Below are 26,283 nucleotides of genomic sequence, written 5' to 3'. Positions count from 1 at the left end.
CAAGTTGGTCCCACCCCTTCCCATCCCGAACAGGACCGTGAAACAACTTTGCGCCGATGATAGTGCTGCAACCAGTGTGAAAGTAGGTTATCGTCAGGCTTGTTATTCGCAGTAGAGAAAAACCCCGTCAGCAATGGCGGGGTTTTTTTTCGTCTGGCGTTGGCATATCCAATATATCAAATCCAACAACCTCAAGGCACCGCTGCGCGATGCCTTGCAGCGACGGCCAGGCCGGCGCCTGGTCATTCTCTTTCTTCCCTTGATGCTTCCCTGCCGCAGGCTGACGCACGGCCGGTGCGCTGTGCATAAAATGCAACAGTATTCCATATTTGCATAAGCGCTTATATAAATGCTGCTAATATCGCTACAGGAAACAAGGATGTGGAACGCCATGGCATCGAACAGCGCTCCATTGGCAAGTGCTTCCATGATGCAGGCAAGCTGCAAAAGTAACCGCCTGAACACTCTTTGAGGAAAGTGACGATGGAAAATACCCTGAGCATGGCAACAAAGAAATCCCTGCTGGTGCGCCTGCTGGCCTATCCCCTGGTACAAATTGTGCTGGGCATGGTGCTGACCTTTGCCGCGGTGCCGCTGACGATGATCATCGCCTCCCGGCTGGTGGACAAGTCCTACCGCATCCTCTGGCCGCAGTTGCTGGCGGCCGTACTGGTGTGGTTCGGCTACCGCTTCCATGTCCGCCGCATCGAAAAACGCCAGCCGACTGAACTGGCAATGCCGGGCATGGCGCGTGAACTGGGGTGTGGTCTGCTGCTGGGCGCCGGATTGGTGCTCCTGACCTTTGCCGTACTGGCAGTGCTGGGCGTGTATCAGTTTAGCGGCGTCAACGCGCTGAACGTGTTGCTGCTGCTTCCGCTGGCTGAATTGTTGTTGGTAGGTATGGCGGAAGAGATGATGTTCCGTGGAGTCGTTTTTGGCGTGACCGAACGTGCGCTGGGCAGCAAGGCCGCCATCGTGATTTCAGCACTGGTGTTCAGCCTGGCCCACTTGCCCAATGCCGGCTTTTCCTTGCTGGCGATCGCCGGGCTTGTCACGTATGGCGTGCTGCAGGCGGCGCTGTACCTGCAGACGCGCCGTTTGTGGGTCTGCATAGGCACGCATGTCGGCTGGAATTACTGCGTCGGCCAGGTATTCTCGTCGATTGTATCCGGCCATGCGGATACCGGCGGCTTGCTGCGTGGCGAGCTGGCAGGCAATCCTATGCTGACGGGCGGCGCATTCGGCGTGGAAGCTTCGCTGGTGACGGTGCTGCTGCTTGGCGCTGCCGCCGCGTACGTGCTGCGCCTGGCGTTTGCCGGCGCACCACGCACAGCGCGCTGCTAGGCCGCTGCACCGCTTTTATTGTCCGGCGACTACCGGCGTGGCGCCGCTCCTGGCGACCCACTCGATCAGCGCATCGACGGCAGCGCGGCCATTGCCGTTGCCCACCAGATCGCTATTGATCATGGCGACCACCACGCATTGCTGGTTGTTGGCGTCGGGCACATAGCCGGCGATGGCCACCACATTTTTCAAGGTGCCCGTCTTGACGCGTGCCCGCGCGGCTGCCGGCGTGTTCAACAGGCGCTTGCGCATGGTGCCGTCCAGCGCCACGATGGGCAGGCTGGACTGGAACTCGGGCGCCCACGGACTTTGCTGCATCGCTTGCAGCACGCCAGCCAGTTGCGCCGGCGCAATGCGTCCCGTGCGGGACAGGCCGGAACCGTTGTCGACCAGCATGCCCTGCGTGTCGATATGGTGCCGCTGGAACCATTCCTGGATGACCAGCCGCGCCCGGTTGGCCGTGTCTTCCGGCGCCGCCATGGCGACGGGGCGGCTGCCCAGCCAGCCATCGCTTTGCAAACTGCCCAGGCTCAGGAACAGGGTGCGGGCCAGGGTGTTGTCGGACGTCTTGTTGATGTCGCGCAGCACTTCCGGCAAGGCACGCGCCACGTGGTCGGCCAGCATGCGCGTGCCGACCGGTTCGGCCGTGGGCGGCAAGCCTGTTGCGGGTGCTTCGCGCACGCTGCCCGTGATCGTGCCGCCCAGGCGTTTCCAGGTGGCGCGGAATAGCCGGTCCGCATAATCGTTGCGATCGAGCACATTGATGCTGGTGGTCTTGCTGCAGTTTTGCGGGAAGGTACCGTGCAGTATCACCTGCAGATTGCCGTTCGCATCGCGCCGGTATTCGGGCGGGCGCCAGCCATCTTCCCACTTGGCGCAGCTGCCCTTGACCAGCTTCATGTCGCTGCTGATGCCGACATTCTCGAGCGGCGGCTGCATCTGGAAACTCAATTGCCGGTCCGTCGTGCTGATGCTGATATCGATCAGATTGGTGTTCAGCAATAAGGCGTCGGGGATGACGTTGTAGCGGAACTCGGCCGACTCGTCGAAGGGGGCGGCACCGATATCGGGCCGGGCCGGCTGGAACAGCTGGCGGTCGAGGATCAGGTCGCCCTTGATCTTGACGATGCCCTGGGTACGCAGGGTTTGCAGCATGTGCGCGAGCACGTCCGCATTGAAATCCGTATCGGCGCCGCCGCGCAGGATCAGGTCGCCCTTCAGCACGCCATTGATGACGTCGGCACTGGTGCGCAACTCCGTGCGGCCGCGGAAGATGGGACCCAGTTGTTCCAGGCCCACGGCCGTCGTCACCAGCTTCATGGTGGACGCGGGCTGCATGCTGCGGTCGGCGCCATGCGACAGCACGGTGGTGTTGCCGCGCAAGACAATGGCGCCCATGGCGTCTTCCGGGATATTCGCGCTGCGCAGCAGCAGGCTGACGGATTCGGGTAGTTGTGCCTGCGCATTGGACAGGCCGATGCCGGCCAGCAAGGCAGCGATGAGGATGGAACGGAACATGGCTCTCCTTAGTGGAAAAAGACGTAGGCGACGAAGACGGCCGTGATCACGCCAGCCAGATCGGCGATCAGGCCGGCCGTGATCGCATAGCGCGTCTTGCGGATGCCGACGGAACCGAAATACAGGGCCACGATATAAAAGGTGGTGTCGGCCGAGCCCTGGAACACGCAGGCCAGGCGGCCGACGAACGAGTCGACGCCGTAGGTGTTCATGGCATCGATCATCATGGCTTTCGAGCCGGAGCCGCTGAGCGGCTTCATCATGGCCGTCGGCAGGGCGGGCACGAAGTCCGTATTGATGCCCAGGTTGGCGAAGAACCAGTTCATGCCGCTCATCAGGAAATTGAACACGCCCGCGTTGCGGATCACGCTGATGGCCACCAGCATGCCGACCAGGTAGGGAATCACGGTGATCGAGGTCTGGATCCCGCCCTTCGCGCCTTCGATAAACGCGTCATACACGTTCACCTTCTTGCGCAGGGCGCCGATGATGAAGATGGCGATGACGCTGATCAACACCAGGTTGCTGACCACCTTCGAGACCAGCTCGATTTCCTGTTTCGTCAGGTATTGCGTGAAGTACCAGATCATGGCCACGATGGCGCTCGTCATGCCGCCCATCCAGCCCAGCACGACCCTGTTGAGCAGGTTGATGCGCTGCTTGATGGAGACGGTGATGATGCCGACCATGGTGGCCACATAGGTGGCGATCATGCAGGGGATAAAGATGTCGGACGGATCGGCCGCGCCGAGGATGGAGCGCTGCGCCATGATGGCTAGCGGAATCAGGGTCAGGCCCGAGGTGTGCAGCACCAGGAACATGATTTGCGCATTCGTCGCCTCTTCCTTGTTCGGATTCAAGGTCTGCAGGCTTTCCATGGCCTTCAAGCCGAAGGGCGTGGCCGCATTGTCCAGGCCCAGCAGGTTGGCCGAGAAATTCATCACCATGTGGCCCGTGGCCGGATGGTCCTTGGGAATTTCCGGGAAGATACGCGAAAAGAAGGGCGCGATCACTTTTGCCAGCCAGCCGACGATGCCCGCCTTTTCACCGATGTTCATGATCCCCAGCCACAAGGTCATCACGCCCGCCAGCGGCAGGGCGATATCCATCACGCCCATGCGCGCCGTTTCGAACGTGCCGTCGATGATGCGCTTGAAGATATCGGTATCGCCGAGAAACAGCCACTGCAGCACTGCGGCCAGGAAGCCAACGAGGAAAAAGCCGGACCAGATGTAATTAAGTGCCATATGCGATCAGTTCTGTATTTCGGGGAAATGAAAAGTAGCTGCAAGCAAAGTATAGAGGCAGCCCGATACGAGTTGATGAAAGAATGCAGCAATCGCATGCCAAAAAGTTATAAGCTGGCAGCCTGTTTTCATTGGCGTCCCGCACTTTGCCCGCGTAGTGTGGGGGATGCCTGTCGCTTATCGCCGTTCCTTACCCTTGTCTGCACTGGATCACTGATGATGTTTTTACGCAAAACCGCCTGCGCCGCCGGCCTGGCCCTGTTGACGCTCTGCATTGCGCCCGCGCATGCCGCCGCCGATGCCCGCGCGAACAAGACCCTGCACTTGTTTTTGAGCACCAGCGAGACGGGTCTGGACCCGGCCGTGGCGTCCGACCTGGCCAGCCTGAATTTGATGGAAAACATCTTCGACCCGCTGCTGCGCTATGACTACCTGGCGCGCCCCGTGCAGCTGCAGGGCAATACGGCGCGCGGCTTGCCGAGCGTGGAAGATGGCGGGCGCACGTACACCTTTCACTTGCAGCCCGGCATCTTCTTCACGCCGGATCCTGCTTTCAAGGGCAAGCCGCGCGAAGTGACGGCGCAGGATTATGTCTACAGCCTGACGCGCCTGTATGACCCGGCCCTGAAGTCGCCGTGGCTGTTCTTGCTGGAAGACAAGCTGGTGGGCGATGCGGCCCTGAAAACCAGATTCAGCTATGACACGCCCATCGCCGGCTTGCAGGCGCTGGACAAATACACCTTGCGCATCCGCCTGAACGGCGTCGACCCGAACTTCCTGTTTTACCTGGCCATGCCGGCGACGGCCGTGGTGGCGCGCGAAGTGGCCGAAGCGTATGCGGCGCCAGGGCAGATCGGCAACCATCCCGTGGGCACGGGGCCGTTTCTGGTGAAGGAGTGGAAGCGCAGCGACAAGATCGTGCTGCAGGCCAACCCGACCTTCCGCCCCACCGTGTTCCATACGGATGCCAAGGCGCTGGCCGCCCTGCCGCCCGACGCGCGCGCCATCGCCGGCGCGCTGGAAGGCCAGCGCCTGCCCCTGGTCGAGCGCGTCGAGGTACGCATCGTCGAGGAATATCAATCGCGCATGCTGGGTTTTCTGAAAGGCGAATTCGATTACCTGGAGCAAGTGCCGGAATCGATGACGGACATGGTGCTGGAAAACGGCGCGCTGAAACCGGCATTGGCGGCCAAAGGCCTGCAGCTGACGCGCTTTCCCGTGCTGCAGACGTATTACATGTGGATGAACATGGACGACCCCGTGCTGGGGGGCACCACCAAGGACAAGCTGGCCCTGCGGCGCGCCATCGCCCTCAGCTACAACAGCCGCGAAGACATCGCGCTGCTGAAGAAAGGCCTGGCCTTGCCGGCCCAGTCGCCGTTGCCGCCCAATGTGCTCGGTTACGACAAGAATTACCGCAGCCCCGTCGGCTACGATCCCGTGCTGGCGCGCGCGCTGCTGGACCGCTTCGGCTACAAGGTGGGCGCCGACGGTTTCCGCACGCAGCCGGACGGTACGCCCCTGATCCTGACCATGCATACGGAGCCGAGCACGGTGGGGCGCTTGCGCGATGAATTGTGGCGCCGCAACCTGAATGCCATCGGCGTGCGCGTGGAGTTCAAGAGCGACAAGAAGACGGAGATCATCAAGGCCTCGCGCCTGGGCAAGGTGCAGATGTTCGAGACCAACTGGATCGCCGACTTCCCCGATGGCGATAACTTTATGCAATTGTTGTATGGCGGCAACGTTGGCCGCGCCAACTATGCCCGCTTCAACTTGCCCGATTACAATAAACGCTATGAGGAGGCGCGCCTGCTATCCGATACGCCGCGCCGACGCAGTCTGTACTTCGACCTGTTTCAGCTGATCCACGCCTACACGCCGTGGGTGTTGCTGACGCATCCCATCTCTGCCGACCTGCAACAACCGTGGCTAAAAAACTACAGGCGCCACCCCGTGGAATTCACGTCCTGGCGCTACCTGGACGTGGATAAATCCAGGGGCAGCCCCGCAGGCAAGTGACCATGTCGCTGAAAAGGGCATTCATTCCAAAAAGTTATGGTTAGGAAAGCATTTTTCATTGGCTGGCCGCGGATGCATCGCGCTACTCTGAAAATGAAAACAAATAAAGTCATGCGCAAATGTCATAAAAAAATGTACTGCGAGACAGACAACTGCGACGTGAAAAAACAGCCTGACTTGATAACTCAAGTTTCGATTGCCCAACAAGGAGAAGACCTGTGAAATTGAAGAAGCTAGCGCAGTTGGTGGCATTGATGGGGGTGGTGGGGCCGGTAATGGCACAGGAAGCGGCGGCGCCAGCGATGCAACGGGTCGAAGTGACGGGCAGTAGCATCAAGCGCGTGGCCAAGGAAGGCGCGCTGCCTGTGCAAGTCATCTCGTTTGACCAGATCGAAAAGCAGGGCATCACGACGACGGAGCAACTGGTGCGCACCTTGTCGGCGAATGGCACGGGCGCCGATAACATGACTTCGGGCAACAACGTGTTTGGCGCCGATGCCGACCGTGTCAGCGGCGGCGCTTCGTTCGCCTCGCTGCGCGGCCTGGGACCGTCGAGTACCCTGGTGCTGTTGAACGGCCGCCGCATCGCCACGCATGGCGCCAGCGGCAAGTCGGTCGACCTGAACTCGATCCCGCTGGGCGCGATTTCACGCGTGGAAATCCTCAAGGATGGCGCGTCGGCCATCTACGGCACGGACGCCATTGGCGGCGTGATCAATTTCATTTTGAAAACCAATTACAGCGGCGTGGAAGCGTCCGTTTCCACCAACGATACGCAGGCAGGCGGCGGCGCCACGCGCCGCGCCTCGCTGCTGGCCGGCACGGGTTCGCTGGAATCGGACCGCTACAACATCATGGCCAGCCTGACCGTCGACAAGGCGCAGCAGCTCAATGGCAGCGACCGCTCCTTCGTCAACGGCTTCCAGCCGGGCCGCGGCCTGTCGCCCGATACCACGGGCACGCCGTTTGCCAACCAGATGGCCGGTACCGGCACGGCGCTGGGCACCTCGTTCCAGTTGCCTGGCGATGCGAATAAATACCTGCAAGCCAATCCCCTGAGCTTCCAGGGCAAGTGCGATACGCTACCTGGCATGTCGCAATACCAGACGGAACTGTGGAAAGACGTGACTTCGCCGCTGCGCACCAGGTATTCGTGCGCCTACGACTATGGCGCCGACTATGTGTTGCAATTCCCCGTCGAACGGGCCAATCTGCTGTCGCGCGGCACGTTCCAGCTGGCGCCCGACCACCGCATGTTTGTCGAAGTGCTCGGTTCGCGCACCAAGGCCACGGCCATCCTGACGCCGATGCAGGTGCAGGCGACCGTCGCCAACAAGAATTTGTATCCGGTGGGTGGTGCGTATTACCAGGACCTGTCGGCCTACATCCCTTCGTTCGACAACACCAAGCCGATTTCCTACAAATGGCGCGCCAATGACGTGGGCAACCGCACGCAGGAAAATACGACCGACAATGCCCGCGTGCTGGTGGGCTTCGAGGGGAACTTCGGCAAGTGGGATTACAAGGCCGGCATTTCGCGCGCCGAAAGCAGCACCAAGACCAAGCTGACGGATGGCTATTCCTACACGGACAAGCTGTACGCGGCATTGGCCACCGGCATCATCAATCCATGGGTGGGCGCCGGCCAGAGCCAGACGGAAGCGGCCAAGCAATTGATCGAATCGACCAAGTTCCGTGGCGACTTCCAGCACGGCAAGACGACCCTGACGCAGATCGACGGTTCCGTTTCGGGTGAACTGTTCCAGCTGCCGGCCGGGGCGCTGGCGATGGCGGCCGGTTTTGACTTGCGCCGTGAAGGGTACAGCTTCGGGCAAGACGTCGACGCCACGCAGATCCTGCTGGCGCCAGGCAATGCCGCATTAAAAGATGCCAGCCGTACCGTCAAGGCCGTGTATGCGGAGTTGCTGGTGCCGGTCACGAAAGACCTGGAAATGCAGCTGGCCATCCGCCGCGACGATTACAGCCTGGTGGGCGCGACGACGAATCCGAAAGTGGCCTTCCGCTACCAGCCGACCGACTTCCTGCTGTTCCGTGGTTCGGCCAGCAAGGGTTTCCTCGCGCCAAGCTTCCAGCAGCTGTATTCGGGTTCGCTGAGCCAGGAATTGCCGAACGGCGTGGTCGACCAGGAAGGCTGCGCCAAGCATCCGGGCGTGCCCGAGTATTGCGCCATCGACCGCCTTGACTACAAGACGGGCGGCAACACGAACCTGAAGCCGGAAACGTCGAAGCAGGGCAGCGTCGGTTTTGTCATCGAACCGGTGAAGGGCTATTCCGCCTCGTTCGACTACTGGGCCATCAATACCAAGGACCGCATCCTGAACCGCACGCCGCAAATCGTGCTGGCCAACTACCAGGCGCTGAACCAGTACATCCACCGCAATCCGGATGGCACCATCGACTACGTGCAGGCGGGCTGGATCAATGCGGCAGGCAGCCGCGTGCGTGGTCTTGACGTGGGCTTGCGCGGCGAAGGCAAGGTGCAGGACGCGAAATGGACGGCGACCCTGGACGGCACGTATATGGACAGCTTCAAGTTTGCGGAGTATCAAGGCCAGGAATACCAGGAACTGGTCGGCAAGTTCTATACGCGCGATCTGTACCTGCGCTGGAAACACAATGCCAGCTTCGGCGTGTCGCGCGGCGACTGGAGCGGCTTGCTGATCCAGAGTTTTTCGTCGGGCTACAAGGACCAGGTGCCGAACGGCGGCAAGGGGACGCCGCCACCGGGCTTCAAGCCGGACGTGTCCAGCTACACCACGTATAACTTGTCGGGCACGTACACGGGCTTCAAAAATACGACGATTACCGTGGGCATCCAGAACCTGTTCGACCGCGATCCGCCGTTCACCGCGCACAACGTGGATGAAGTGGTGGGCGCGGGCTGGGACCCGCGCGTGGCCGATCCACGCGGCCGTTCGCTGTCGTTCCAGCTGAAGTACAAGTTCATGTAAGGCAACCATGCCGGCGGCGATCCTGCCGGCATGCTAACCTCGTGCGGCGGCGCCTGGCGTCGCCGTTTTTATTCCAGGAAAGGGCCGCATGTCCAGTCAGACCAATCTCAGCCGGCGCCGCTTCGGCGGCTTGCTGGCCGCCACCGTGGGGGCGGCAGGCACACCGGCGTGGGCGGCGGCCGCGCAAGGGAAGGACAAACGCATGCAACAGCAACACTCCATGATCAAGCCGGCGCGCCTGCGCGAAGGCGACCTGGTGGCCATCGTCGCACCGGGCGGCTTTACGGATGACGACGCCATCGCCAAGGCCGTGCGCAATATCGAATCGCTGGGACTGCGCGCCAGCCTGGGCACCAACATCCGCGCCGTGCACGGCAACTATGCGGGCACGGTGCCGCAGCGCCTCGACGATCTGCACGCGGCCTTCGCCGACCCCGAGGTCAAGGCCATCTGGGCGATTCGCGGCGGCTCCGGCTGCATTTCGCTGCTGGCGCTGCTCGACTACGCCTTGATCCGGCGCAACCCGAAAGTGCTGGTCGGCTATTCCGACATCACGGCCCTGCATCTGGCCATCGGCCGCCAGACGGGCCTGGTGACGTTCCACGGTCCCGTGGCGTCATCCACGTTTTCCGAGTACACGGTGACGCAGCTGCGCAATGTGCTGATGACGCCGCAAGACAGTTACACGATCCCCATGGCGCTCGATAACCACCGTCGCGCGCAGACGCAGCCGAACTTCGCCATCCGCACCGTGCACGGCGGCCAGGCCACGGGACGCTTGACGGGCGGCAACCTGTGCATGGTCAGCGCACTGGCCGGCACGCCGTATGCCGCCGATTTCCGCGAGCATATTTTGTTCCTTGAAGAAATCAACGAAGTGCCGTACCGCATCGACCGCATGCTGTGCCAGCTGGACCTGTCCGTGGGCTTCAACAAGGCGGCGGCGCTGATGCTGGGCATCTTCGAGCATTGCGAGGCAGCCGAGGGCGATACGGCGCTGACTCTCGATGCTACCCTGGACCAGCATCTGCAGCCCTTGCGCGTGCCGGCCGTCAGCGGCTATTCGTTTGGCCACATTCGCCACCAGTTCACGATACCGATGGGCATATTGGCCACCCTCGATGCGGACCGGCAAACCTTGACCTTGCTGGAAGCTGCCGTCAGCTAGTCTGTTCGTTCGCGCACGGCACAGTACGGGGATAGTCAGTATGCTAGGGGTATGTGCGGCAAGGCATCGGGCCATGCCGGCATCCTTGAACGGTTTGCTCATGATCAACCGCCGCGCCAGCGCCTACATTCTGAGCCACCCGCTGGCCTTCGTGCTGCAGGTGCTGAAGGGCTTTCGCGCCAACCAGGGCTTGCTGCTGGCGGGCGCCGTCGCGTATTACTCGCTGCTGTCCATCGTCCCCCTGCTGATGCTGGTGGTGGTGGCCCTGTCGCACGTGATCGCGCAGGATGAATTGCTGCAGACAATCGGCCATTACCTGGAATGGCTGGTACCCGGGCAATCGAAGGCCATCGTGGCGGAAGTGGCGCATTTCCTCAACAACCGGGGCGTGATCGGCTGGCTGTTGCTGCTGACCATGCTGTTTTTCAGCTCGCTGGCGTTTACCGTGCTGGAAAATGCCATGAGCGTGATTTTCATACACCGCGTGGCCATCCGCCGCCGCCATTTCCTCATCTCCGCCGTGTTGCCGTACTGCTACATCCTGTGCCTGGGCGTGGGGATCCTGTTGATCACCCTGGTGGCGGGCAGCTTGCAGGTGATGGGCGAGGAAAGCGTGCGTTTCTTGCGCCACGACTGGGGCCTGGAAGGCGTGTCCGGCGTGCTGCTGTACTTGCTGGGGCTGGCGGGTGAAATCCTGGTGCTCAGCTCGATTTACCTGGTCATGCCCGTCGGACGCTTATCGATCACGCATGCGCTGATCGGCGGCGTGACTGCTGCCCTGCTGTGGGAAATCGCCCGCCATGTGCTGGTTTGGTATTTTTCCACCTTGTCGCAGGTCAATGTCGTGTATGGCTCGATGACGACGGCTATCGTCGTCATGTTCAGCCTGGAAATCGGCGCCACCCTGCTGCTGCTGGGCGCGCAAGTGATTTCCGAGTACGAAAGGGTGGCCCGGGGCGGCGAAGAAGACAAGCCGCTGGCGCTAAGGACTTGATTTTAAATGGTTGTTGCATCGCACAAAAGTCTGTGCTATACTCCGTTCAGTGATTGAGATTTGCTTGCAAATAGTCTCACTATCCAGTCCCAGCGCGGCGACCGACAGGTGTAATGTCGATGGCGTGACAGTGCGAAAGAGTGGATTTTGTAATTCCGGATACGTTGGTCGATTTACACTTGGAGTCACCATGTAGATAGCATGGGAGTCCGAAAATCAGGAGGCACTTTGCAGATAGCACTGGCGTCCATGACACGATTAAAGCATTGGTAATACATTGGAACAAAGCCCGCGCTAGCGGGCTTTTTTTTCGTCCATTGTTGGCAGTCGCTCGGGGTCAGACCCGGCGGGTCTGACCCCAGCATTTGCCGTGGGGTTTACAACGCCCGCGCAATCAAAATCTTCTGGATATCGCTGGTCCCCTCGTAAATCTGGCACACGCGCACGTCGCGGTAGATGCGTTCAACGGGGAAGTCGGACACGTAACCGTAGCCGCCGTGCACCTGGATGGCGTCCGAGCACACTTTTTCTGCCATTTCCGACGCGAACAGCTTGGCCATGGCCGCTTCCTTCAGGCAGGGCAGGCCCGCATCTTTCATGGCCGCCGCGTGGCGGATCAGTTGCCGTGCCGCTTCGATCTGCGTGGCCATGTCGGCCAGGCGGAATTGCACGGCCTGGTGTTCATAGATGGGTTTGCCGAAACTCTCGCGCTCGCGCGCATAGCTCAGGGCCGCTTCATACGCGGCGCGCGCCATGCCCACGGCTTGCGAGGCGATGCCGATGCGTCCGCCTTCCAAGCCGGACAGGGCGATCTTGTAGCCTTGTCCTTCTTCGCCAATCAGGTTTTCCGCCGGGATGCGGCAGTTCTCGAACAGGATTTGCGCCGTGTCCGACGAGTGCTGGCCCATCTTCTGTTCCAGTCCCGCCACGATGTAGCCGGGCGTGTTTGTCGGCACCCAGAAGGCGCTGATGCCGCGCTTGCCGGCTGCCTTGTCCGTGACGGCCATGACGATGGCCACGTCCGCATACTTGCCGCTGGTAATGAACTGCTTCGTGCCGTTGATCACGTAGTCATTGCCGTCGCGCGTGGCCGTGGTGCGCAGGGCCGAGGCGTCGCTGCCCGTGTGCGGTTCCGTCAGGCAAAACGCGCCCAGCATGGCGCCTTGCGCAAGCGGACGCAGCCATTGCTCCTTTTGCGCGTCATTCGCGTACATCATGGCGATGCTGCACACGGGGCAATTGTTGACGGAGATAATCGTCGAGGTGCCGCCGTCGCCGGCGGCGATCTCCTCCAGCACCAGGGCCAAGGATACGTAATCGAGGCCGGCGCCACCGAGCGCTTCCGGCACAGCCACGCCAAAGGCGCCCAGCGCGGCCAGTTCCTGCAATTCTTCTTTCGGGAAATGATGTTCCTTGTCCCAGCGGGCCGCGTTGGGCGCCAGGCGCTCGCGCGAAAAACTGCGCAGCGCTTCCTGGATCATCGATTGTTCTTCATTGAGTATCATGGGACGTCGTCTCGTTTGTTTTTATAGGGTGTGGTGGAATTACCAGGCGATGGGTTTGCCGTCGTAGTTGCGGAACACGGCCTTGTCCGTGGCCGGCAGGCTGGCCAGGGTGGCGCGGATGCCGGCAGCGCTTTCCTCGGGCGAAATATCGGCGCCGGCGCCGCCCATGGCCGTGCGTACCCAGCCCGGGTGGAAGGCCACGCAGCTCACGCCTTGCGGGCCATGCACGAGGGCCGTGTCGATCAGCACGGAATTCAGGGCCGCCTTGCTGGCGCGGTACAGCGACCCTGTAGGGTTGCCCCGTTCGCTCAGGGAACCCATGTGCGAGGACAGTACGGCCAGCTTGCCTTTCGCGTTGGCCACCAGCGGCGCCAGGATGGGCAGCAGCCGCATGGCGGCCAGCACGTTCGTGTGCATGACGAGGTCGAAATCGGCTTGCGCGGGGAAACCGTCGTGGCGGGGGCCATACACGCCCGCGTTGAGGATGGCCACGTCGAGCTTTTCATCGTCGAGCTTCCAGCCCAGGCCGGCACAGCCTTCCACATCCGTCACGTCCAGCTGGTGCGCTTCGGCGCCCAGTTGCTTGAGGGCTGCGCAAGCGTCGGATGTGCGGGCCGTGGCGATGACACGCCAGCCATCGTGGCGGTATTGACGGACGAGCTCGTGGCCGATGCCGCGCGAGGCGCCGATGATCAATGCGGTAGGCATATCTTTTCTCCCTGAAAATAAAATGAAAGGCGCGCACCGTGAACTGCGGTGCGCGCCCGTGCTCAGGAAGAGCTTATACCAGTTCGATCGCCATCGCCGTCGCTTCGCCGCCGCCGATGCACAGGGCTGCCACGCCGCGCTTGCCGCCCGTTTTCTTCAGGGCGCCCAGCAGGGTGACGATGATGCGCGCGCCCGAGGCGCCGATCGGGTGGCCCAGCGCGCACGCGCCGCCGTGGATGTTGATCTTGCTGTGTGGAATGTCGAGGTCGTGCATGGCGGCCATGGGCACGGCTGCGAACGCTTCATTGATCTCGAACAAGTCCACATTGCTGCTGCTCCAGCCCGTTTTGGCGTACAGTTTTTTCACCGCGCCGATGGGGGCCGTGGTGAATTCGTTCGGCGCCTGCGCGTGCGTGGCGTGGCCGTGGATTTTGGCGATGACGGTGCAGCCCAGCTTTTTCGCCGTCGATTCGCGCATCAGCACGAGGGCGGCCGCGCCATCGTTGATCGACGAAGACGAGGCGGCCGTGATGGTGCCGTCTTTCTTGAACGCGGCCTTCAAGGTCGGGATTTTTTCCAGGCGAGCTTTTTGCGGGCCTTCATCGATGCTGACGACGGTGTCGCCGCCGCGGCCGGACACGGTCACGGGCACGATTTCCCACTCGAAACTGCCATCCTTGGTGGCGGCCTGGGCGCGCTTCACGGATTCGATGGCGAAGGCATCCTGCGCCTCGCGCGTGAAGTGATATTGGCTGGCGCACTCTTCGGCAAACGTGCCCATCGAGCGGGCATTGCCCTTCTCATCGCGGCTGTAGGCGTCTTCCAGGCCATCCATCATCATGTGGTCATAGATCATGCCGTGGCCGATGCGGTAGCCGCCGCGCGCCTTCGGCACCAGGTAAGGGGCGTTGGTCATCGATTCCATGCCGCCCGCCACCACCACGTCGGCGCTGCCGGCGAGCAAGGTGTCATGCGCGAACATGGTCGTCTGCATGGCCGAGCCGCACATCTTCGACAGGGTCACGGCGCCCGTGGAATCGGGCAAGCCAGCCTTGCGCAAGGCTTGGCGCGCGGGCGCCTGGCCCTGGCCCGCCATCAGGCAATTGCCGAAAAACACGTGTTCAACGGCGTCCGGCGCCACGCCGGCCCGCTCGACGGCGGCGCGGATGGCCACGGCGCCCAGGTCGCTGGCGGTAACGTTGGCAAAGTCGCCCTGGAAGGCGCCCATGGGGGTGCGCGCGGCACCGACGATTACGACTGGATCATTCATGTTGGATCTCCGGTTAAGGGTGGGGATGATGACTGCATACAAAAACGCAGGTGCTGCGGATAAGGGAAGACGTCCTCGATATGGCCGTCCTCGATGCGCTGTTTGCGCGCCTGCCAATATTGCGCCGTCAGCAGGTCGGCATGGTGCTGCATGAAATAGGTGCGGATGCGGGGATTGCCCAGCAGGAAGGTGCCGAATTGTTCGGGAAACACATCGTGCTTGCCGATGGGATACCAAGGTTCGGCCGACATTTCTTCTTCCTCCGTGCGCGCCTGGGGAATGACGCGGAACTGGCAATCGGTGATGTACTCGATTTCATCGTAATCGTAAAAAACGACACGTTGATGACGCGTGACGCCAAAGTTTTTATACAGCATGTCGCCGGGAAAAATATTCGCCGCCACCAGCTCCTTGATGGCGTTGCCGTACTCGACGATGGCGTGTTCGACCAAGTCATTGCGGCCTTCTTTCTCGGCATTGCTCAGCCACATGTTCAGCGGCACCATGCGCCGCTCGATGTACAGGTGGCGGATGATGATCTGCTCGCGGTCTTCTTCGATCAGCGAGGGAGCGAACTGCTTGAGCTCGGCCAGCAGTTCCTCGGCAAAACGGGCGCGGGGAAAGGCCACGTTGGAATACTCGAGCGTGTCGGCCATGCGCCCCACCCGGTCGTGGTGTTTCACCAGCAAATACTTTTGCTGGACTTGCGCGCGCGTGGTTTCCTTGGGCGGCGGGAAAAAATCCTTGATCACCTTGAAGACATAGGGAAACGACGGCAGGGCAAACACCAGCATGACCAGACCGCGGATGCCGGGTGCGCTTTCGAAGTGGTCCGACGAGTGTTTCAGATGCTGCAGGTAGTCGCGGTAAAACAGCGTCTTGCCCTGTTTTTGCAAGCCCAGTATCGTATAAATCTCACTGCGCGGCTTGCGCGGGAGCAAACTTCGGAGAAATTGTACGTAGGCCGATGGCACTTCCATATCGACCAGGAAATACGCGCGCGTAAACGAAAACAGCACGGCAATCTGCTGGTGCTCGAACAGCACCGTATCGAGCACCAGCTTGCCGTGACGGTTGTGCAGGATGGGCACGACAAACGGGTATTCGCGGTTGCCGTTGATGCCTTTGCCCACCAGGTAGGCGCCCTTGTTACGGTAGAACAAACTGGTCAAGACCTGGATCTGGTGGTTCGGTTCGATGCTGTCGGCGCCGAACAATTGCTGCAGGCGCGCTTCCACCTGGGCCACGTCACGCTCCAGGTCGGCAAATGCGCAATCCAGCTGGAAATGCGTCACCATGCGCAGCAGGGTGTGGCGCAAGCCATCCTCGCCCGGGTAATACACGCGGTAGGTGGGAAGCGGGTCCTGCGTTTCGATGTATTCCGTGGAAACGACGGGCCGCACGAAAATATAGTCGTTATTGAAATACGTTCGGTGCAGGATGTTGCAGCAGACGGAATTGAAAAAGGTTTCCGCCAGTTCCGGCTGTTTGTGTTCCGTCAGCATGCCGATATAGTGCAGCTTGAGTTCGCGCCACACTTCGTCGCTCAACTCCGACTCTTCATACTCATCTTCGAGCATCTGCACGCATTCCTGCACGCGCTTGTCATAGAAGTCGATGCGTTCGCGGGCCGCCGTCTGTGCCGCGGCCCACGCGCCTTGCTCGAAATACTGCTTGGCATGCTGGCTGGTGGCGCGGAACAGGCGGTAATGCTTGTCAAAGCCGTCGCGGATGGTGCGCGCGATATCGAATGCAATCTGGGAAGAGAGCAATTTGGGGAAGGCAATTTGCGTCATAGCTGTACTCGCATGAATAGCTCATCACCCAGTCGATAGCCGCGCGCCCGTGCTTACTTGGTTTCCGCAAACAGTTCGCGGCCTATCAGCATGCGGCGGATTTCGCTGGTCCCGGCGCCGATTTCGTACAGCTTGGCATCGCGCCACAGGCGGCCGGCCGGGAACTCGTTGATGTAGCCGTTGCCGCCCAGGGCCTGGATCGCTTCGCCCGCCATCCAGGTCGCCTTTTCCGCACTATACAGAATGGCGCCGGCCGCATCCTTGCGCAGCTGGCGTACGGCTTCCGGCGTGGTGGCGCGGTCGCACGCCTGGCCCACGGCATACACATAGGCTTTGCACGCCATCATGGTCGAATACATATCGGCCAGTTTGCCTTGCATCAATTGGAATTCGCCGATGGGCTGGCCGAATTGCTTGCGGTCATGTACGTAGGGCACGACCAGGTCCATGCAAGCCTGCATGATGCCCAGCGGACCGCCGGACAGCACGGTGCGTTCGAAGTCGAGACCCGACATCAGCACATTGACGCCCTTGCCCAGGCCGCCCAGCACGTTTTCGGCCGGCACTTCGCAATCCTGGAATACCAGTTCGCCCGTGTGCGAACCGCGCATGCCCAGCTTGTCGAGTTTTTGCGCGATGGAAAAGCCCTTGAAATTCTTTTCGATCAGGAAAGCCGTCATGCCGCGCGGGCCCGCTTCCAGGTCGTTTTTCGCGTACACCACGAGCACGTCCGCGTCGGGACCGTTGGTGATCCACATCTTGGTGCCGTTCAAGATCCAGCGGTCGCCCTTGAAGTCGGCGCGCAGCTTCATGCTGACGACGTCCGAGCCCGCGTTCGGTTCCGACATGGCCAGCGCGCCGATGTGCTCGCCCGTGATCAGCTTCGGCAGGTACTTGGCCTTTTGCTCGGCCGTGCCGTTGCGCTTGATCTGGTTCACGCACAGGTTCGAGTGGGCGCCGTAGGACAGGCCGACGGAAGCCGAGGCGCGCGAGATTTCTTCCATGGCGATGATGTGCGCCAGATAGCCCATGCCGGCGCCGCCGTATTCTTCGCTGACGGTGATGCCGAGCAAGCCCATGTCGCCCATCTTGCGCCACAGGTCCATGGGGAACTGGTCGGTGCGGTCGATTTCGGCCGCGCGCGGCGCGATTTCGGCGGCGGCAAATTGTTGGATCGCTTCGCGCAGGGAGGCGATGTCTTCGCCGTGGTCAAAGGTCAAGCCTGGGAGATGGAGCATGTCGTCCTCGTCGTTATAAGTGTGGCGGTCATGGATGCCGGGTCAGTAAAGCTATGATACTCAGTTGTGACGTTTACGTAAACGTAAAGCGATGTGCGTGCGGCCAGCGCCTACCGCGTGTCCACTCAGCTTGTTGGCGCCTTATCAAGGTTCAAGTCTGCCAGCATGCGCGCGCAAGCGTCTTCGTGCGCGCTGATTTCCGCCAGCGCCATTTCGATATCGATGCGCTGCTGCTCCAGGGTCTGGCGGTGCTGCGCCAGCACGCCCAGGAAGCGGTCCATCTGCGCGCGCGTGTCCTTTGGCGATTCGTACATGTCGACCAGGCTCTTGATCTCCGACAGCGCCAGGCCCAGGCGCTTGCCGCGCAGGGTGAGTTTCAGGCGCGTGCGGTCGCGCGGCGTGTAGACGCGGCTGCGCCCGCCCGCGCCTTCCCGTTTCGGGCTGAGCAGGCCCTGGTCTTCATAGAAACGGATGGCGCGCGCCGTGATGTCGAATTCCCGCGCCAGTTCGGTAATGGTGTAGGTCGTCGTTGCTGGGGGCGGTGTTGGTTGCATGGGTGGTCGGTCGCTGGATGGATGCTGCGAGGCAGGTGGTGGCAAAGTGCCGTTTACGTCAACGTCAATACTATTGTAGCGTGCCCTGCCCGTGCTGCAACAAAGAAAAAAGCGGGCAGGGACGCGGTGATTTGGCGAATATGGCAACAGTTACTGAAAATAAATTGATTCTTCTTGCGCAAACGCGCTTAAGATCGAGAGTTGGTGGCCAAGATGACACCAAAAAGAGCTTTCCTGGCACAACGGCGACATTCTTTTCGTTACGATGGCAGTAAAATTTTTGGGCGCAGATTCTTTCCAATAGGCACGATCAAAAAACAACGTTCCACTATGAGTACGCTGTTTAGTTCGTTTCCATATTGAAAACAAAATGGCCCTTCTGAAAACTTTGTCTATAAGAAATTGTATGACATGGGCATTGCGCGTATCGGCAGAGGAGGGCATTATCCGATACCGTACGTTGTAATGCCAAACCGAGGCTTTGAATCGTGCTGCAGTGCGAAAATCAAGGCCAGCCGCGAATTTGACCCGAAGCCACGCAGAATCACAAGAGAAAATTCGGCCCACTTTTCTACCCGGAAAGCCCGGCCCGAGTGTTAATTGTTAATTGATACTCCTTTCGAATGTAACATTCTGTATGGTCATTCAAGAAACTGACTTTCATGTTACAACATGAAATAGTACACCTATGAATTCTTCTAACGAACGCGAAAGCTTCAGCCAGCGACTTCAGTTGGCTCTCAAAAACGCCCATTATTCTCCAGACAGCCCGACCAGACTGGCCCGGGAATTCAACATCCGTTTCGACGGGCGCCCGATTACCGTGCATGCAGCTAGGAAATGGTTAGTAGGTGAAGCAATTCCCACGCAAGAGAAATTGCGCATGATTGCCCAATGGCTGGGCGTGCCGGCGGAATGGTTGCGTTTTGGCGGCCCGGAAAGCGCCACGCCGAATGGCGAAGCGGGCAGCGCCTTGTCGCGGTTTGAGTCCGCCGATGTGAAATTAATTGCCGATTTGCAAAGATTGGATGAACATCATCGTCAAATCGCGCGAGAATTTATTCGCATGCTGGTCCGCGTCAACTACCAAAAGTAAGCATTCAGGCCATTCCCGGCCGGCGCCGTCCGCTTTTCGCTGACGGTGCTTCTCCTGTACTTTTATTTGCGCAGAGTCATACTGGAGACATGATTTTGCCGCACAATAAGACCTCGCATGTTGCGCTGCAGCGGAATTATTTGACAATAATCCTGCCTGCAGCGGCGCAGCGGCCAATACCAGCGCATAATCACATCAGAAGCAGCCAGTTCATCCACTACGGAGCCGAGCATTTGAGCCGTCTTATGAAAAGTAACTACAGCAATACCGCGCAGCTGAAAGACTTGATGACCGTGCCCCCCATGACTGCCGCGCAACATGCGGAAGTGATGCGCAAACGGATCGCCCACCGCAGGATGGTTGAAGAAGCCAGGGATTTGAAGCAGGCCAGTGCTCACCAGTTCGACAAGAGGTGAGGGATGCATGACCAAGGCTGCTGCGCGTCGGCATAGCTAGCCTGCGATGCTCACCGTACTAAAGTACGGTTGCGCTTCTCGACCAGCTCTTCCTTCCGCTCGCTACCCTTTTGTCAGGCATCGTGATGCCAGTTAATTCGTGACGCCAACTAAAGGATAGGGGTGTCGCCAGCGGACTTCAAACCATTCCACCGCGGCGCCAGGCTGTGCTCGATGCCGAGCAGGTCGATGACGCGCGCCACCGTATGGTCGACCATCTCCGCAATGCTTTGCGGGTGGTGATAAAAGCTGGGCAAGGGGGGGAAGATGATGCCGCCCATTTCCGTCACGGCTGTCATATTGCGCAGGTGCGCCAGGTTGAACGGCGTTTCGCGTACCATCAGAATCAGGCGCCGGCGCTCCTTGAGCACCACGTCGGCGGCCCGCGTGATCAAATTATCCGACAAGCCATGCGCCACGGCCGCCAGGGTCTTCATCGAGCATGGCGCGACGACCATGCCATCGGACTGGAACGAACCGCTGGCGATGCTCGCGCCGATGTCGCGCAGCTTGTGGACCACGTGCGCCTGCGCTTCGATCTCCTTGCGCCCCACGCCCGTTTCCTGGTGCAGGGTCAGTACGGCCGCATCGGACAAGACCAGATGCGTCTCGACGCCGGGGATGGCGCCGAGCAATTGCAGCAGCCGCAAGCCGTACACGGCGCCCGTGGCGCCCGTGATGGCCACGACGATACGGCGCGGCCGCGCAAGTTGACTATCAGGCATCGAGCAGGGACTTCAGTTCGCCCGATTCAAACATTTCATTCATGATATCGGAACCACCGATGAACTCGCCTTTGACATACAGCTGTGGAATGGTCGGCCAGTTCGAGTAATCCTTGATGCCTTGGCGAACTTCCGGGTCATCCAGCACGTTGACGGTAGCGATGTTTTCCACGCCGCATGCTTTCAGGATCTGGATGGCGCGGCCGGAAAAGCCGCACTGCGGGAACTGGGCCGTGCCCTTCATGAACAGCACGACTGGCGTGTTCGTCACGGTTTCTTTGATCCAGGTTTGTACGTCGCTCATAGCTGCCTCTGATGGGTAAATAAATAGATGCCGTCATTTTATAAGAAAACGACGGCACGGGTATGCGCTCAGGTCATAAATCGGGCAAGTCAGCCACGCTGGCGCTTATAACTGCTTGCCCAGGCAGGCCGATTGGGCGGCGCCCACGTATTTGCCCCAGGCATTGACGGGTGCATAGCCGTGTTTGGCATAAAACGCCATGGCGCGGCGATTCGCTACGCGGGTGGACAGGTGCAGCCGCGCATAGCCGAAGCAGCGCGCCTGCGCTTCCACGTGGGCCAGCAGGGCCGCGCCCACGCCGGCAGAGCCGGGGCGCGCATACATGCGCTTGAGTTCGCCCACTGGACTGTCCGCCACGCCGTCCAGCGGGCGCAGGGCCGCACAGCCCAGCAGTTCACCGGCGCCGTCCCGGGCAATATAAAAGCCGCCGCGCGGCGTGGCCGCTTCCACGTCGAACGAGGAGCGGCCGCTGTCGCCATTGATGCGCAGCAATGCGCCCGATAATGCGTCGAGCAGCAGCTGGGCATCCGGGCCGGTCGCGTCCGCCGCCAGGATGGTGATGTCCTGCCCGGCGGCCACGGGCTTAACCGCGCAGCTTGGCGAACGCGGCGGCCATGCTGCCGGCCGGTTCCGGCGCGTTGCGCGACTGCGACTGGTGCTGCGCCATGCTGCGGCGGTCGTTGCGGTCGCCACGTTGCTCCGGCTTGCTGCCCGCCTGCGGCGCGCTGTCCGTCAGGCGCATGGTCAGCGCGATGCGCTTGCGCTTTTCATCGACTTCCAGCACTTTTACGCGCACGACTTGTCCCGCTTTCACCACCGTGTGCGGATCCTTGACGAAGGTGTTCGACAGGGCCGAGATGTGCACGAGGCCATCCTGGTGCACGCCGATATCGACGAAGGCGCCAAAGGCGGCCACGTTGGTGACCACGCCCTCGAGGATCATGTCCGGACGCAAATCGCGGATTTCTTCCACGCCTTCCTTGAAGGTGGCCGTCGTGAATTCCGGACGCGGGTCGCGGCCCGGCTTTTCCAGTTCTTTTAATATGTCGGAAATGGTCGGCACGCCGAAGGTGTCATCCGCGTACTTGGCGGGGCTCAGGGTCTTCAGCAGCGCCGTTTCGCCGATGACGGCCTTGATATCCTTCTTGATGTCGGCCAAAATCTTTTCCACCAGCGGGTACGATTCCGGGTGGACGGCCGAGGCGTCGAGCGGATTTTCGCCGCCCATCACGCGCAGGAAGCCCGCTGCCTGTTCATAGGTCTTGTCGCCCAGGCGCGGCACGGCTTTCAAGGCTGCGCGCGAAGTGAACGCGCCCTTCATGTCGCGATAGGTGACGATGCTTTGCGCCACGCTGGCCGACAGGCCCGACACGCGTGCCAGCAGCGGGGCCGACGCCGTGTTCACGTCCACGCCCACGGCATTCACGCAATCTTCCACCACGGCGTCGAGCGAGCGGGCCAGCTGGCTTTGGCTTACGTCATGCTGATACTGGCCCACGCCGATCGATTTCGGATCGATTTTCACCAGCTCGGCCAGCGGGTCTTGCAGGCGGCGGGCGATGGAGACGGCGCCGCGCAGGGACACGTCCATGTCCGGCAATTCCTTCGAGGCGAACTCGGACGCCGAATACACCGACGCGCCCGCTTCCGAGACGACGATCTTCGTCATCTTCGCTTCCGGATGCTGCTTGATCAAATCCTGCGCCAGCTTGTCCGTCTCGCGCGAGGCCGTGCCGTTGCCGATGGAAATGAGCGACACGTTGTGCTTGGCGGCCAGGCGGCCCAGGGTATGTAGCGAACCGTCCCAGTCGTTCTTCGGCTGGTGCGGGTAGATCACGGCCGTGTCGATCACTTTACCCGTGGCATCGACCACGGCGACCTTGACGCCCGTGCGCAGGCCAGGGTCCAGGCCCATGGTGGCGCGCTGGCCGGCCGGCGCGGCCAGCAGCAGCGCTTTCAGGTTGGTGGCAAAGACGTTGATGGCGTCCAGTTCCGAGCGTTCGCGCAGCGCGCCCATCAGTTCCGTTTCCAGGTGCATGAAGCTTTTCACGCGCCAGGTCCAGCGCGCCGTGTCGGCCAGCCATTTGTCGGCCGGACGGCCTTGTTGCTTGATGCCGAAGCGGGCGGCGATGCGGCCTTCGCACGGATTGTGCGGCGCATCCCATTTCGGTTTTTCCGCTTCCGTGTCCAGGCGCAGGGTGACGTCGAGGATGCCTTCGCGGCGGCCGCGCAGCAGGGCCAGCGCGCGGTGCGAGGGGACGGTGGAAATGGTTTCCGAGTAATCGAAATAATCGGCGAATTTTTCGCCTTCGTCCTGCTTGCCTTCCACCACTTTCGATTCGACGATGCCGTGTTCCTGCACGTATTCGCGCAAGGTTTGCAGCAAGGTTGCGTCTTCGGCGAAACGCTCCATCAAAATCTGGCGCGCGCCGTCGAGGGCTGCCTTGGTGTCGGCCACGCCCGGGTTGTTGCCGTCGGCACTCGTGAACGCTTCGCGCAGGAACTTGCCCGCTTCCATTTCCGGCGTCAGTTCCGGATTGTCCAGCAAGCCGTCGGCCAGCGGCATCAGGCCCGCTTCGATGGCGATCTGCGCCTTCGTGCGGCGCTTTTGCTTGTATGGCAGATACAAGTCTTCCAGGCGCGTCTTGTCTTCCGCGTGCATGACGGCGTCCAGCAGTTCGGGCGTCATCTTGTTCTGTTCCGTGATCGACGCCACGATGGCGGCGCGCCGCTCTTCCAGCTCGCGCAGGTAGCGCAGGCGCTCTTCGAGCAGGCGCAGCTGGATATCGTCGAGGCCGCCGGTCGCTTCCTTGCGGTAACGGGCGATGAAGGGCACGGTGGCGCCTTCGTCGAGCAGTTCGATGGCGGCGGCAACTTGCACGGGTTTGGCGGCAAGTTCAAGGGCAAGGCGTTGTTCGATAGTGGGCAGCATGGTTGTTTCCAGAGCGATCAAGCCTGGAATGATACGCAATCGGCGCGATTGCGCAATCTTGACAGCGCAAATGGACTGTGCGTTGAGAAGCGGCCTAGCGGGGCGGCAGCAGCGGGCTGGCGGGCGGCGCCGGCGCCGGCCTCTGCGGCGTGACGGACTTGCCGAAGGCATTGCCCATGCGGTGTTCGAGGGCGGCGCGGTTGTACAGGCCCAGCTGGTTCGACGGGCGCTGTACGGTCGCTTCCGCGCCGGACAGGGTGGGCGGCTGCCGGTTCATGGTGTTGCTATTCGGCAATAATTTTTCATTCAGGCAAGAGATAGATTGCGTGCGCTTGCCATTGACTTCCACTTCCACGCAACCCTTCGCGGGCGCGGCGGCATTCACGACGACGGTGTGTTCGTCCGCCTGCGCGGACAGGGCGGCGCAGGCCGACAGCAACAGCAAGAACAGGCGTGCCATGGCGGCTCCCGGAGCGGTGGAAGAAGCGTTCAGCATAGCAAAACCATATGTCGCGGCGATGACACACGGCAGTTGCAGCAAATATTTCATGTCATGCAGTTGTCATTTTATGAAGCTACCATCTTGCCATTCTGCAGACAACATTGCAGTCAAGACACTTCATGAGCAGGATTCTTCGTTGATTCCCCTGGAAAATGACACTAAGCCACCGCCGCGCCGCAACGGGCAATGCCCTGTCCGCCTGCTTGCTGATGACGTTGATGACATTGATGACATTCGTGCGGCCGGCAGCCAGCGCGGACGGTGCTGACGCGGCCGCGCACGCGACCCTGCGCTTCGACTTGCCCGCCCAGCCGCTCGATGCGGCGCTGGTGGCGTTCGGCGAAGTGACCGGCTATTCCGTGCTCGTCAGCAGCCAGCTGGCGGCGGGGCGGGTGGCTGCGTCCGTGCGCGGCGACTACACGCCGGCCGAGGCGCTGCAGCGCTTGCTGGCAGGCACGCAGCTGGGCGCGCGCTTCAGCGGCAGCAATGCGTTTACCTTGCTGGCGCTGGCGGACGCTCCCGCAGCGCCGGCGCCCGTACCGGCCGAGGCCGCTCCTGCCGCATCGCCGCTGCAAGGCTATGCGGTCATCCTGCAGCGTTCGCTTACGCGCGCCCTGTGCCGTTTGCACCCGGACGCCTTCGGCCGCTACCGCCTGGCGTTCCAGCTGTGGCTTGACGAGCGGGGCAAGGTGCGCGCCGTGCACGTGCTGGAACCGAGCGGCGTGGCGCAGCGCGACCGCGCCGTGCTGCAGCGCCTGCGCAGCCTGCTGATGGATGGCGCGCCGCCCGCGGGCTTGCCGCAGCCGCTGACCATCCTCCTGACGCCGCGGCCCGATCCGGATGCCGATTGCGCGCCGTATCTGCACCTGGCCGGGGCGCCCTGAACATGTCGGAATTGCTGAAAACCACCTTGCGCAAGCTGTTCCTGGAACGCTATGGACAGTTTCGCCGCCACTTGCAGCGCCGCCTGGGTTCGGAAGACCTGGCCAACGACGCGCTGCATGAAACGTATTTGCGGGTGGAACGGATGACGGCACCCGAGGCGATCAGCTATCCATCCGCCTACCTGATGCGCATCGCCATCAACGTTGCGGAAGATCAACGCCGCGACAATGCGCGCCTGCTCAGCCTGCCGGATATCGATGATCTGTACGAGATGGCCGATGAACTGGCCGACCCGGCCCGCACCTTCAGCGCGCGCGCCGAACTGGAAGAACTGGAGCGGGCCTTGCAGGAGTTGCCGAAACGCCGGCGCGCCATCGTCATTGCCGCCCGCGTCGATCAATTGCCGCACCGCGACATCGCCGAGCGTTTCGGCATTTCCGCCCGCACGGTCGAGAAGGAATTGCGCGCCGGCCTCGAACATTGCTGCGAGCGCATGGGACGCGATTTCATTCAGCGCTTCGGTCCCGGCGCGGGAAAAACGTCTAAACATCATGATTGAACAAGCGGAAGACGACATGGGTGTCATCCAGAAGGAAGCGCAGGCGTGGGTCGTGCGCCTGGCCTCGGGCCAGGTCAGCGAACGCGACGCGCAAGTGTTTCGCCATTGGTGCGCGCGCAGCCGCAAGCATGCGACGGCGTTTGCCGAGGCGCGCGCCGTGTGGGGCGCGATGGCGCCGGCCGCGCTTGCCGTCAAGCGGGCGCAGCAGCCAGTGAACACGGCGCGGCGCGCCTGGCTCGGTGCCGGCGTGGCCGCCTCGCTGGGGCTGCTGATAGTGCGCCCGCCCACGGACCTGTGGCCGGCCGTGGCGGGTCTTGCCGCCGACTACGCCACCGGCACGGGCGAGCAGCGCGAGGTGGCGCTCGACGGCGGCGTGCTGGTGCAGATGAATACGCAGACGCGCCTCGATGCGGCGCCGCTGCAGGACGGCGCCGCCGCGCTGGTGCTGCTGGCGGGCGAAGCGGAATTCCAGGCCGGCCTGCGCGGTGC

The 26,283-nt window shown here is 61.6% G+C and carries 24 protein-coding genes and 1 rRNA gene; 11 read left to right on the top strand and 14 right to left on the bottom strand.

Features of this window, described 5'->3' with window-relative positions:
- Positions 1–99 (top strand): 5S ribosomal RNA (rrf, locus tag GCN75_RS27595); the annotation flags it as partial.
- 384 nt (positions 100–483) lie between these two features.
- Positions 484–1,344: a CPBP family intramembrane glutamic endopeptidase gene (locus GCN75_RS27590; RefSeq protein WP_226941607.1), complete on the top strand. Its 861-nt coding sequence runs from the start codon at positions 484–486 to the stop codon at positions 1,342–1,344.
- A 15-nt stretch (positions 1,345–1,359) separates the two neighbouring features.
- On the opposite strand, the gene dacB is transcribed toward GCN75_RS27590, so the two are convergent.
- Together dacB and GCN75_RS27580 are read right to left on the bottom strand one after the other, a co-directional pair.
- Positions 1,360–2,862 carry a D-alanyl-D-alanine carboxypeptidase/D-alanyl-D-alanine endopeptidase gene (gene dacB, locus GCN75_RS27585; RefSeq protein ID WP_152285194.1) on the bottom strand — a complete coding sequence of 501 codons (1,503 nt, stop codon included), beginning with the start codon at positions 2,860–2,862 and terminating at the stop codon, positions 1,360–1,362.
- Between the two features lie 8 nt (positions 2,863–2,870).
- Positions 2,871–4,109, bottom strand: a complete 1,239-nt coding sequence (locus tag GCN75_RS27580) for a nucleoside recognition domain-containing protein (RefSeq protein ID WP_034753725.1) — start codon at positions 4,107–4,109, stop codon at positions 2,871–2,873.
- Positions 4,110–4,328: 219 nt separating this feature from the next.
- Between GCN75_RS27580 and GCN75_RS27575 the strand changes: the two genes are divergently transcribed.
- The 4 genes from GCN75_RS27575 to GCN75_RS27560 all read left to right on the top strand — a co-directional run bounded on the left by GCN75_RS27575 (position 4,329) and on the right by GCN75_RS27560 (position 11,265).
- Entirely contained in the window at positions 4,329–6,131 is a 1,803-nt protein-coding gene (locus tag GCN75_RS27575) for an ABC transporter substrate-binding protein (protein WP_152285199.1), read from the top strand.
- Positions 6,132–6,349: 218 nt separating this feature from the next.
- Positions 6,350–9,103: a TonB-dependent receptor gene (locus GCN75_RS27570; RefSeq protein WP_226941606.1), complete on the top strand. Its 2,754-nt coding sequence runs from the start codon at positions 6,350–6,352 to the stop codon at positions 9,101–9,103.
- A gap of 88 nt (positions 9,104–9,191) precedes the next feature.
- Entirely contained in the window at positions 9,192–10,271 is a 1,080-nt protein-coding gene (locus GCN75_RS27565) for a S66 peptidase family protein (protein ID WP_152285193.1), read from the top strand.
- Positions 10,272–10,344: 73 nt separating this feature from the next.
- The gene (locus tag GCN75_RS27560; protein WP_226941605.1) at positions 10,345–11,265 is read left to right on the top strand and encodes a YihY/virulence factor BrkB family protein; all 921 of its coding nucleotides are present in this window, start codon (positions 10,345–10,347) and stop codon (positions 11,263–11,265) included.
- Between the two features lie 377 nt (positions 11,266–11,642).
- On the opposite strand, the gene GCN75_RS27555 is transcribed toward GCN75_RS27560, so the two are convergent.
- The 6 genes from GCN75_RS27555 to GCN75_RS27530 form a co-directional block, all read right to left on the bottom strand.
- On the bottom strand, positions 11,643–12,770 hold the full coding sequence (locus GCN75_RS27555) for an acyl-CoA dehydrogenase family protein (RefSeq protein ID WP_152285192.1): 1,128 nt from the start codon (positions 12,768–12,770) through the stop codon (positions 11,643–11,645).
- Between the two features lie 39 nt (positions 12,771–12,809).
- On the bottom strand, positions 12,810–13,478 hold the full coding sequence (locus GCN75_RS27550; RefSeq protein ID WP_152285191.1) for an SDR family oxidoreductase: 669 nt from the start codon (positions 13,476–13,478) through the stop codon (positions 12,810–12,812).
- Between the two features lie 73 nt (positions 13,479–13,551).
- On the bottom strand, positions 13,552–14,748 hold the full coding sequence (locus GCN75_RS27545; protein ID WP_152285190.1) for an acetyl-CoA C-acyltransferase: 1,197 nt from the start codon (positions 14,746–14,748) through the stop codon (positions 13,552–13,554).
- Positions 14,745–16,544, bottom strand: coding sequence for a bifunctional isocitrate dehydrogenase kinase/phosphatase (gene aceK / locus GCN75_RS27540; protein WP_152285189.1), 1,800 nt, complete (start codon positions 16,542–16,544; stop codon positions 14,745–14,747). Before aceK ends, GCN75_RS27545 begins: the two co-directional genes overlap by 4 nt.
- A 53-nt stretch (positions 16,545–16,597) precedes the next feature.
- Positions 16,598–17,782: an isovaleryl-CoA dehydrogenase gene (locus tag GCN75_RS27535; RefSeq protein ID WP_152285188.1), complete on the bottom strand. Its 1,185-nt coding sequence runs from the start codon at positions 17,780–17,782 to the stop codon at positions 16,598–16,600.
- Between the two features lie 125 nt (positions 17,783–17,907).
- Positions 17,908–18,336 (bottom strand): MerR family transcriptional regulator, encoded by a 429-nt coding sequence (locus GCN75_RS27530; protein ID WP_152285187.1) that lies wholly within the window; start codon positions 18,334–18,336, stop codon positions 17,908–17,910.
- Between the two features lie 688 nt (positions 18,337–19,024).
- Here GCN75_RS27530 and GCN75_RS27525 point away from each other — a divergent pair.
- Positions 19,025–19,432, top strand: coding sequence for a hypothetical protein (locus GCN75_RS27525; protein WP_034753756.1), 408 nt, complete (start codon positions 19,025–19,027; stop codon positions 19,430–19,432).
- A gap of 62 nt (positions 19,433–19,494) precedes the next feature.
- On the opposite strand, the gene GCN75_RS29410 is transcribed toward GCN75_RS27525, so the two are convergent.
- The 6 genes from GCN75_RS29410 to GCN75_RS27495 all read right to left on the bottom strand — a co-directional run bounded on the left by GCN75_RS29410 (position 19,495) and on the right by GCN75_RS27495 (position 24,308).
- On the bottom strand, positions 19,495–19,857 hold the full coding sequence (locus tag GCN75_RS29410) for a hypothetical protein (RefSeq protein WP_193317686.1): 363 nt from the start codon (positions 19,855–19,857) through the stop codon (positions 19,495–19,497).
- Positions 19,858–19,997: 140 nt separating this feature from the next.
- On the bottom strand, positions 19,998–20,612 hold the full coding sequence (locus GCN75_RS27515) for a UbiX family flavin prenyltransferase (RefSeq protein ID WP_152285185.1): 615 nt from the start codon (positions 20,610–20,612) through the stop codon (positions 19,998–20,000).
- Positions 20,605–20,916, bottom strand: a complete 312-nt coding sequence (gene grxD, locus GCN75_RS27510) for a Grx4 family monothiol glutaredoxin (RefSeq protein ID WP_034753766.1) — start codon at positions 20,914–20,916, stop codon at positions 20,605–20,607. The genes GCN75_RS27515 and grxD overlap by 8 nt, the downstream gene beginning before the upstream one ends.
- A 105-nt stretch (positions 20,917–21,021) precedes the next feature.
- Positions 21,022–21,495: a GNAT family N-acetyltransferase gene (locus GCN75_RS27505; RefSeq protein ID WP_226941604.1), complete on the bottom strand. Its 474-nt coding sequence runs from the start codon at positions 21,493–21,495 to the stop codon at positions 21,022–21,024.
- Positions 21,496–21,499: 4 nt separating this feature from the next.
- On the bottom strand, positions 21,500–23,848 hold the full coding sequence (locus GCN75_RS27500) for a Tex family protein (RefSeq protein ID WP_152285184.1): 2,349 nt from the start codon (positions 23,846–23,848) through the stop codon (positions 21,500–21,502).
- Positions 23,849–23,942: 94 nt separating this feature from the next.
- Positions 23,943–24,308: a hypothetical protein gene (locus GCN75_RS27495; RefSeq protein ID WP_152285183.1), complete on the bottom strand. Its 366-nt coding sequence runs from the start codon at positions 24,306–24,308 to the stop codon at positions 23,943–23,945.
- Here GCN75_RS27495 and GCN75_RS29405 point away from each other — a divergent pair.
- The 4 genes from GCN75_RS29405 to GCN75_RS27480 form a co-directional block, all read left to right on the top strand.
- Positions 24,307–24,618, top strand: a complete 312-nt coding sequence (locus GCN75_RS29405) for a hypothetical protein (RefSeq protein ID WP_193317685.1) — start codon at positions 24,307–24,309, stop codon at positions 24,616–24,618. The two genes, GCN75_RS27495 and GCN75_RS29405, sit on opposite strands and share 2 nt — an antisense overlap.
- Positions 24,569–25,234, top strand: a complete 666-nt coding sequence (locus tag GCN75_RS27490) for a secretin and TonB N-terminal domain-containing protein (protein ID WP_193317684.1) — start codon at positions 24,569–24,571, stop codon at positions 25,232–25,234. The genes GCN75_RS29405 and GCN75_RS27490 overlap by 50 nt, the downstream gene beginning before the upstream one ends.
- Entirely contained in the window at positions 25,198–25,794 is a 597-nt protein-coding gene (locus GCN75_RS27485) for an RNA polymerase sigma factor (protein WP_226941603.1), read from the top strand. The genes GCN75_RS27490 and GCN75_RS27485 overlap by 37 nt, the downstream gene beginning before the upstream one ends.
- The coding region (locus GCN75_RS27480; protein ID WP_152285181.1) for a DUF4880 domain-containing protein at positions 25,787–26,283 on the top strand (497 nt) is incomplete at its 3' end. The genes GCN75_RS27485 and GCN75_RS27480, both read left to right, overlap by 8 nt.

Origin of the sequence: Janthinobacterium violaceinigrum, from assembly GCF_009208555.1 — a bacterium.
GTDB lineage: Bacteria > Pseudomonadota > Gammaproteobacteria > Burkholderiales > Burkholderiaceae_D > Janthinobacterium > Janthinobacterium violaceinigrum.
Note: the sequence above shows the minus strand (reverse complement) of the source record. Positions and strands in the feature narration are given on the sequence as shown.

Bases quoted from the DNA above. Each gene is read 5' to 3' on its own strand.
- dacB (WP_152285194.1), bottom strand. From the start codon at position 2,862: ATGTTCCGTTCCATCCTCATCGCTGCCTTGCTGGCCGGCATCGGCCTG.
- GCN75_RS27590 (WP_226941607.1), top strand. From the start codon at position 484: ATGGAAAATACCCTGAGCATGGCAACAAAGAAATCCCTGCTGGTGCGC.
- GCN75_RS27565 (WP_152285193.1), top strand. From the start codon at position 9,192: ATGTCCAGTCAGACCAATCTCAGCCGGCGCCGCTTCGGCGGCTTGCTG.
- GCN75_RS29405 (WP_193317685.1), top strand. From the start codon at position 24,307: ATGGCGGCTCCCGGAGCGGTGGAAGAAGCGTTCAGCATAGCAAAACCA.
- GCN75_RS27550 (WP_152285191.1), bottom strand. From the start codon at position 13,478: ATGCCTACCGCATTGATCATCGGCGCCTCGCGCGGCATCGGCCACGAG.
- aceK (WP_152285189.1), bottom strand. From the start codon at position 16,544: ATGACGCAAATTGCCTTCCCCAAATTGCTCTCTTCCCAGATTGCATTC.
- GCN75_RS27500 (WP_152285184.1), bottom strand. From the start codon at position 23,848: ATGCTGCCCACTATCGAACAACGCCTTGCCCTTGAACTTGCCGCCAAA.
- grxD (WP_034753766.1), bottom strand. From the start codon at position 20,916: ATGAGCGACGTACAAACCTGGATCAAAGAAACCGTGACGAACACGCCA.
- GCN75_RS27490 (WP_193317684.1), top strand. From the start codon at position 24,569: ATGACATTGATGACATTCGTGCGGCCGGCAGCCAGCGCGGACGGTGCT.
- GCN75_RS27495 (WP_152285183.1), bottom strand. From the start codon at position 24,308: ATGGCACGCCTGTTCTTGCTGTTGCTGTCGGCCTGCGCCGCCCTGTCC.
- GCN75_RS27535 (WP_152285188.1), bottom strand. From the start codon at position 17,782: ATGCTCCATCTCCCAGGCTTGACCTTTGACCACGGCGAAGACATCGCC.
- GCN75_RS27555 (WP_152285192.1), bottom strand. From the start codon at position 12,770: ATGATACTCAATGAAGAACAATCGATGATCCAGGAAGCGCTGCGCAGT.
- GCN75_RS29410 (WP_193317686.1), bottom strand. From the start codon at position 19,857: ATGCATCCCTCACCTCTTGTCGAACTGGTGAGCACTGGCCTGCTTCAA.
- GCN75_RS27545 (WP_152285190.1), bottom strand. From the start codon at position 14,748: ATGAATGATCCAGTCGTAATCGTCGGTGCCGCGCGCACCCCCATGGGC.
- GCN75_RS27575 (WP_152285199.1), top strand. From the start codon at position 4,329: ATGTTTTTACGCAAAACCGCCTGCGCCGCCGGCCTGGCCCTGTTGACG.
- GCN75_RS27530 (WP_152285187.1), bottom strand. From the start codon at position 18,336: ATGCAACCAACACCGCCCCCAGCAACGACGACCTACACCATTACCGAA.
- GCN75_RS27515 (WP_152285185.1), bottom strand. From the start codon at position 20,612: ATGCCTGATAGTCAACTTGCGCGGCCGCGCCGTATCGTCGTGGCCATC.
- GCN75_RS27525 (WP_034753756.1), top strand. From the start codon at position 19,025: ATGAATTCTTCTAACGAACGCGAAAGCTTCAGCCAGCGACTTCAGTTG.
- GCN75_RS27560 (WP_226941605.1), top strand. From the start codon at position 10,345: ATGCCGGCATCCTTGAACGGTTTGCTCATGATCAACCGCCGCGCCAGC.
- GCN75_RS27580 (WP_034753725.1), bottom strand. From the start codon at position 4,109: ATGGCACTTAATTACATCTGGTCCGGCTTTTTCCTCGTTGGCTTCCTG.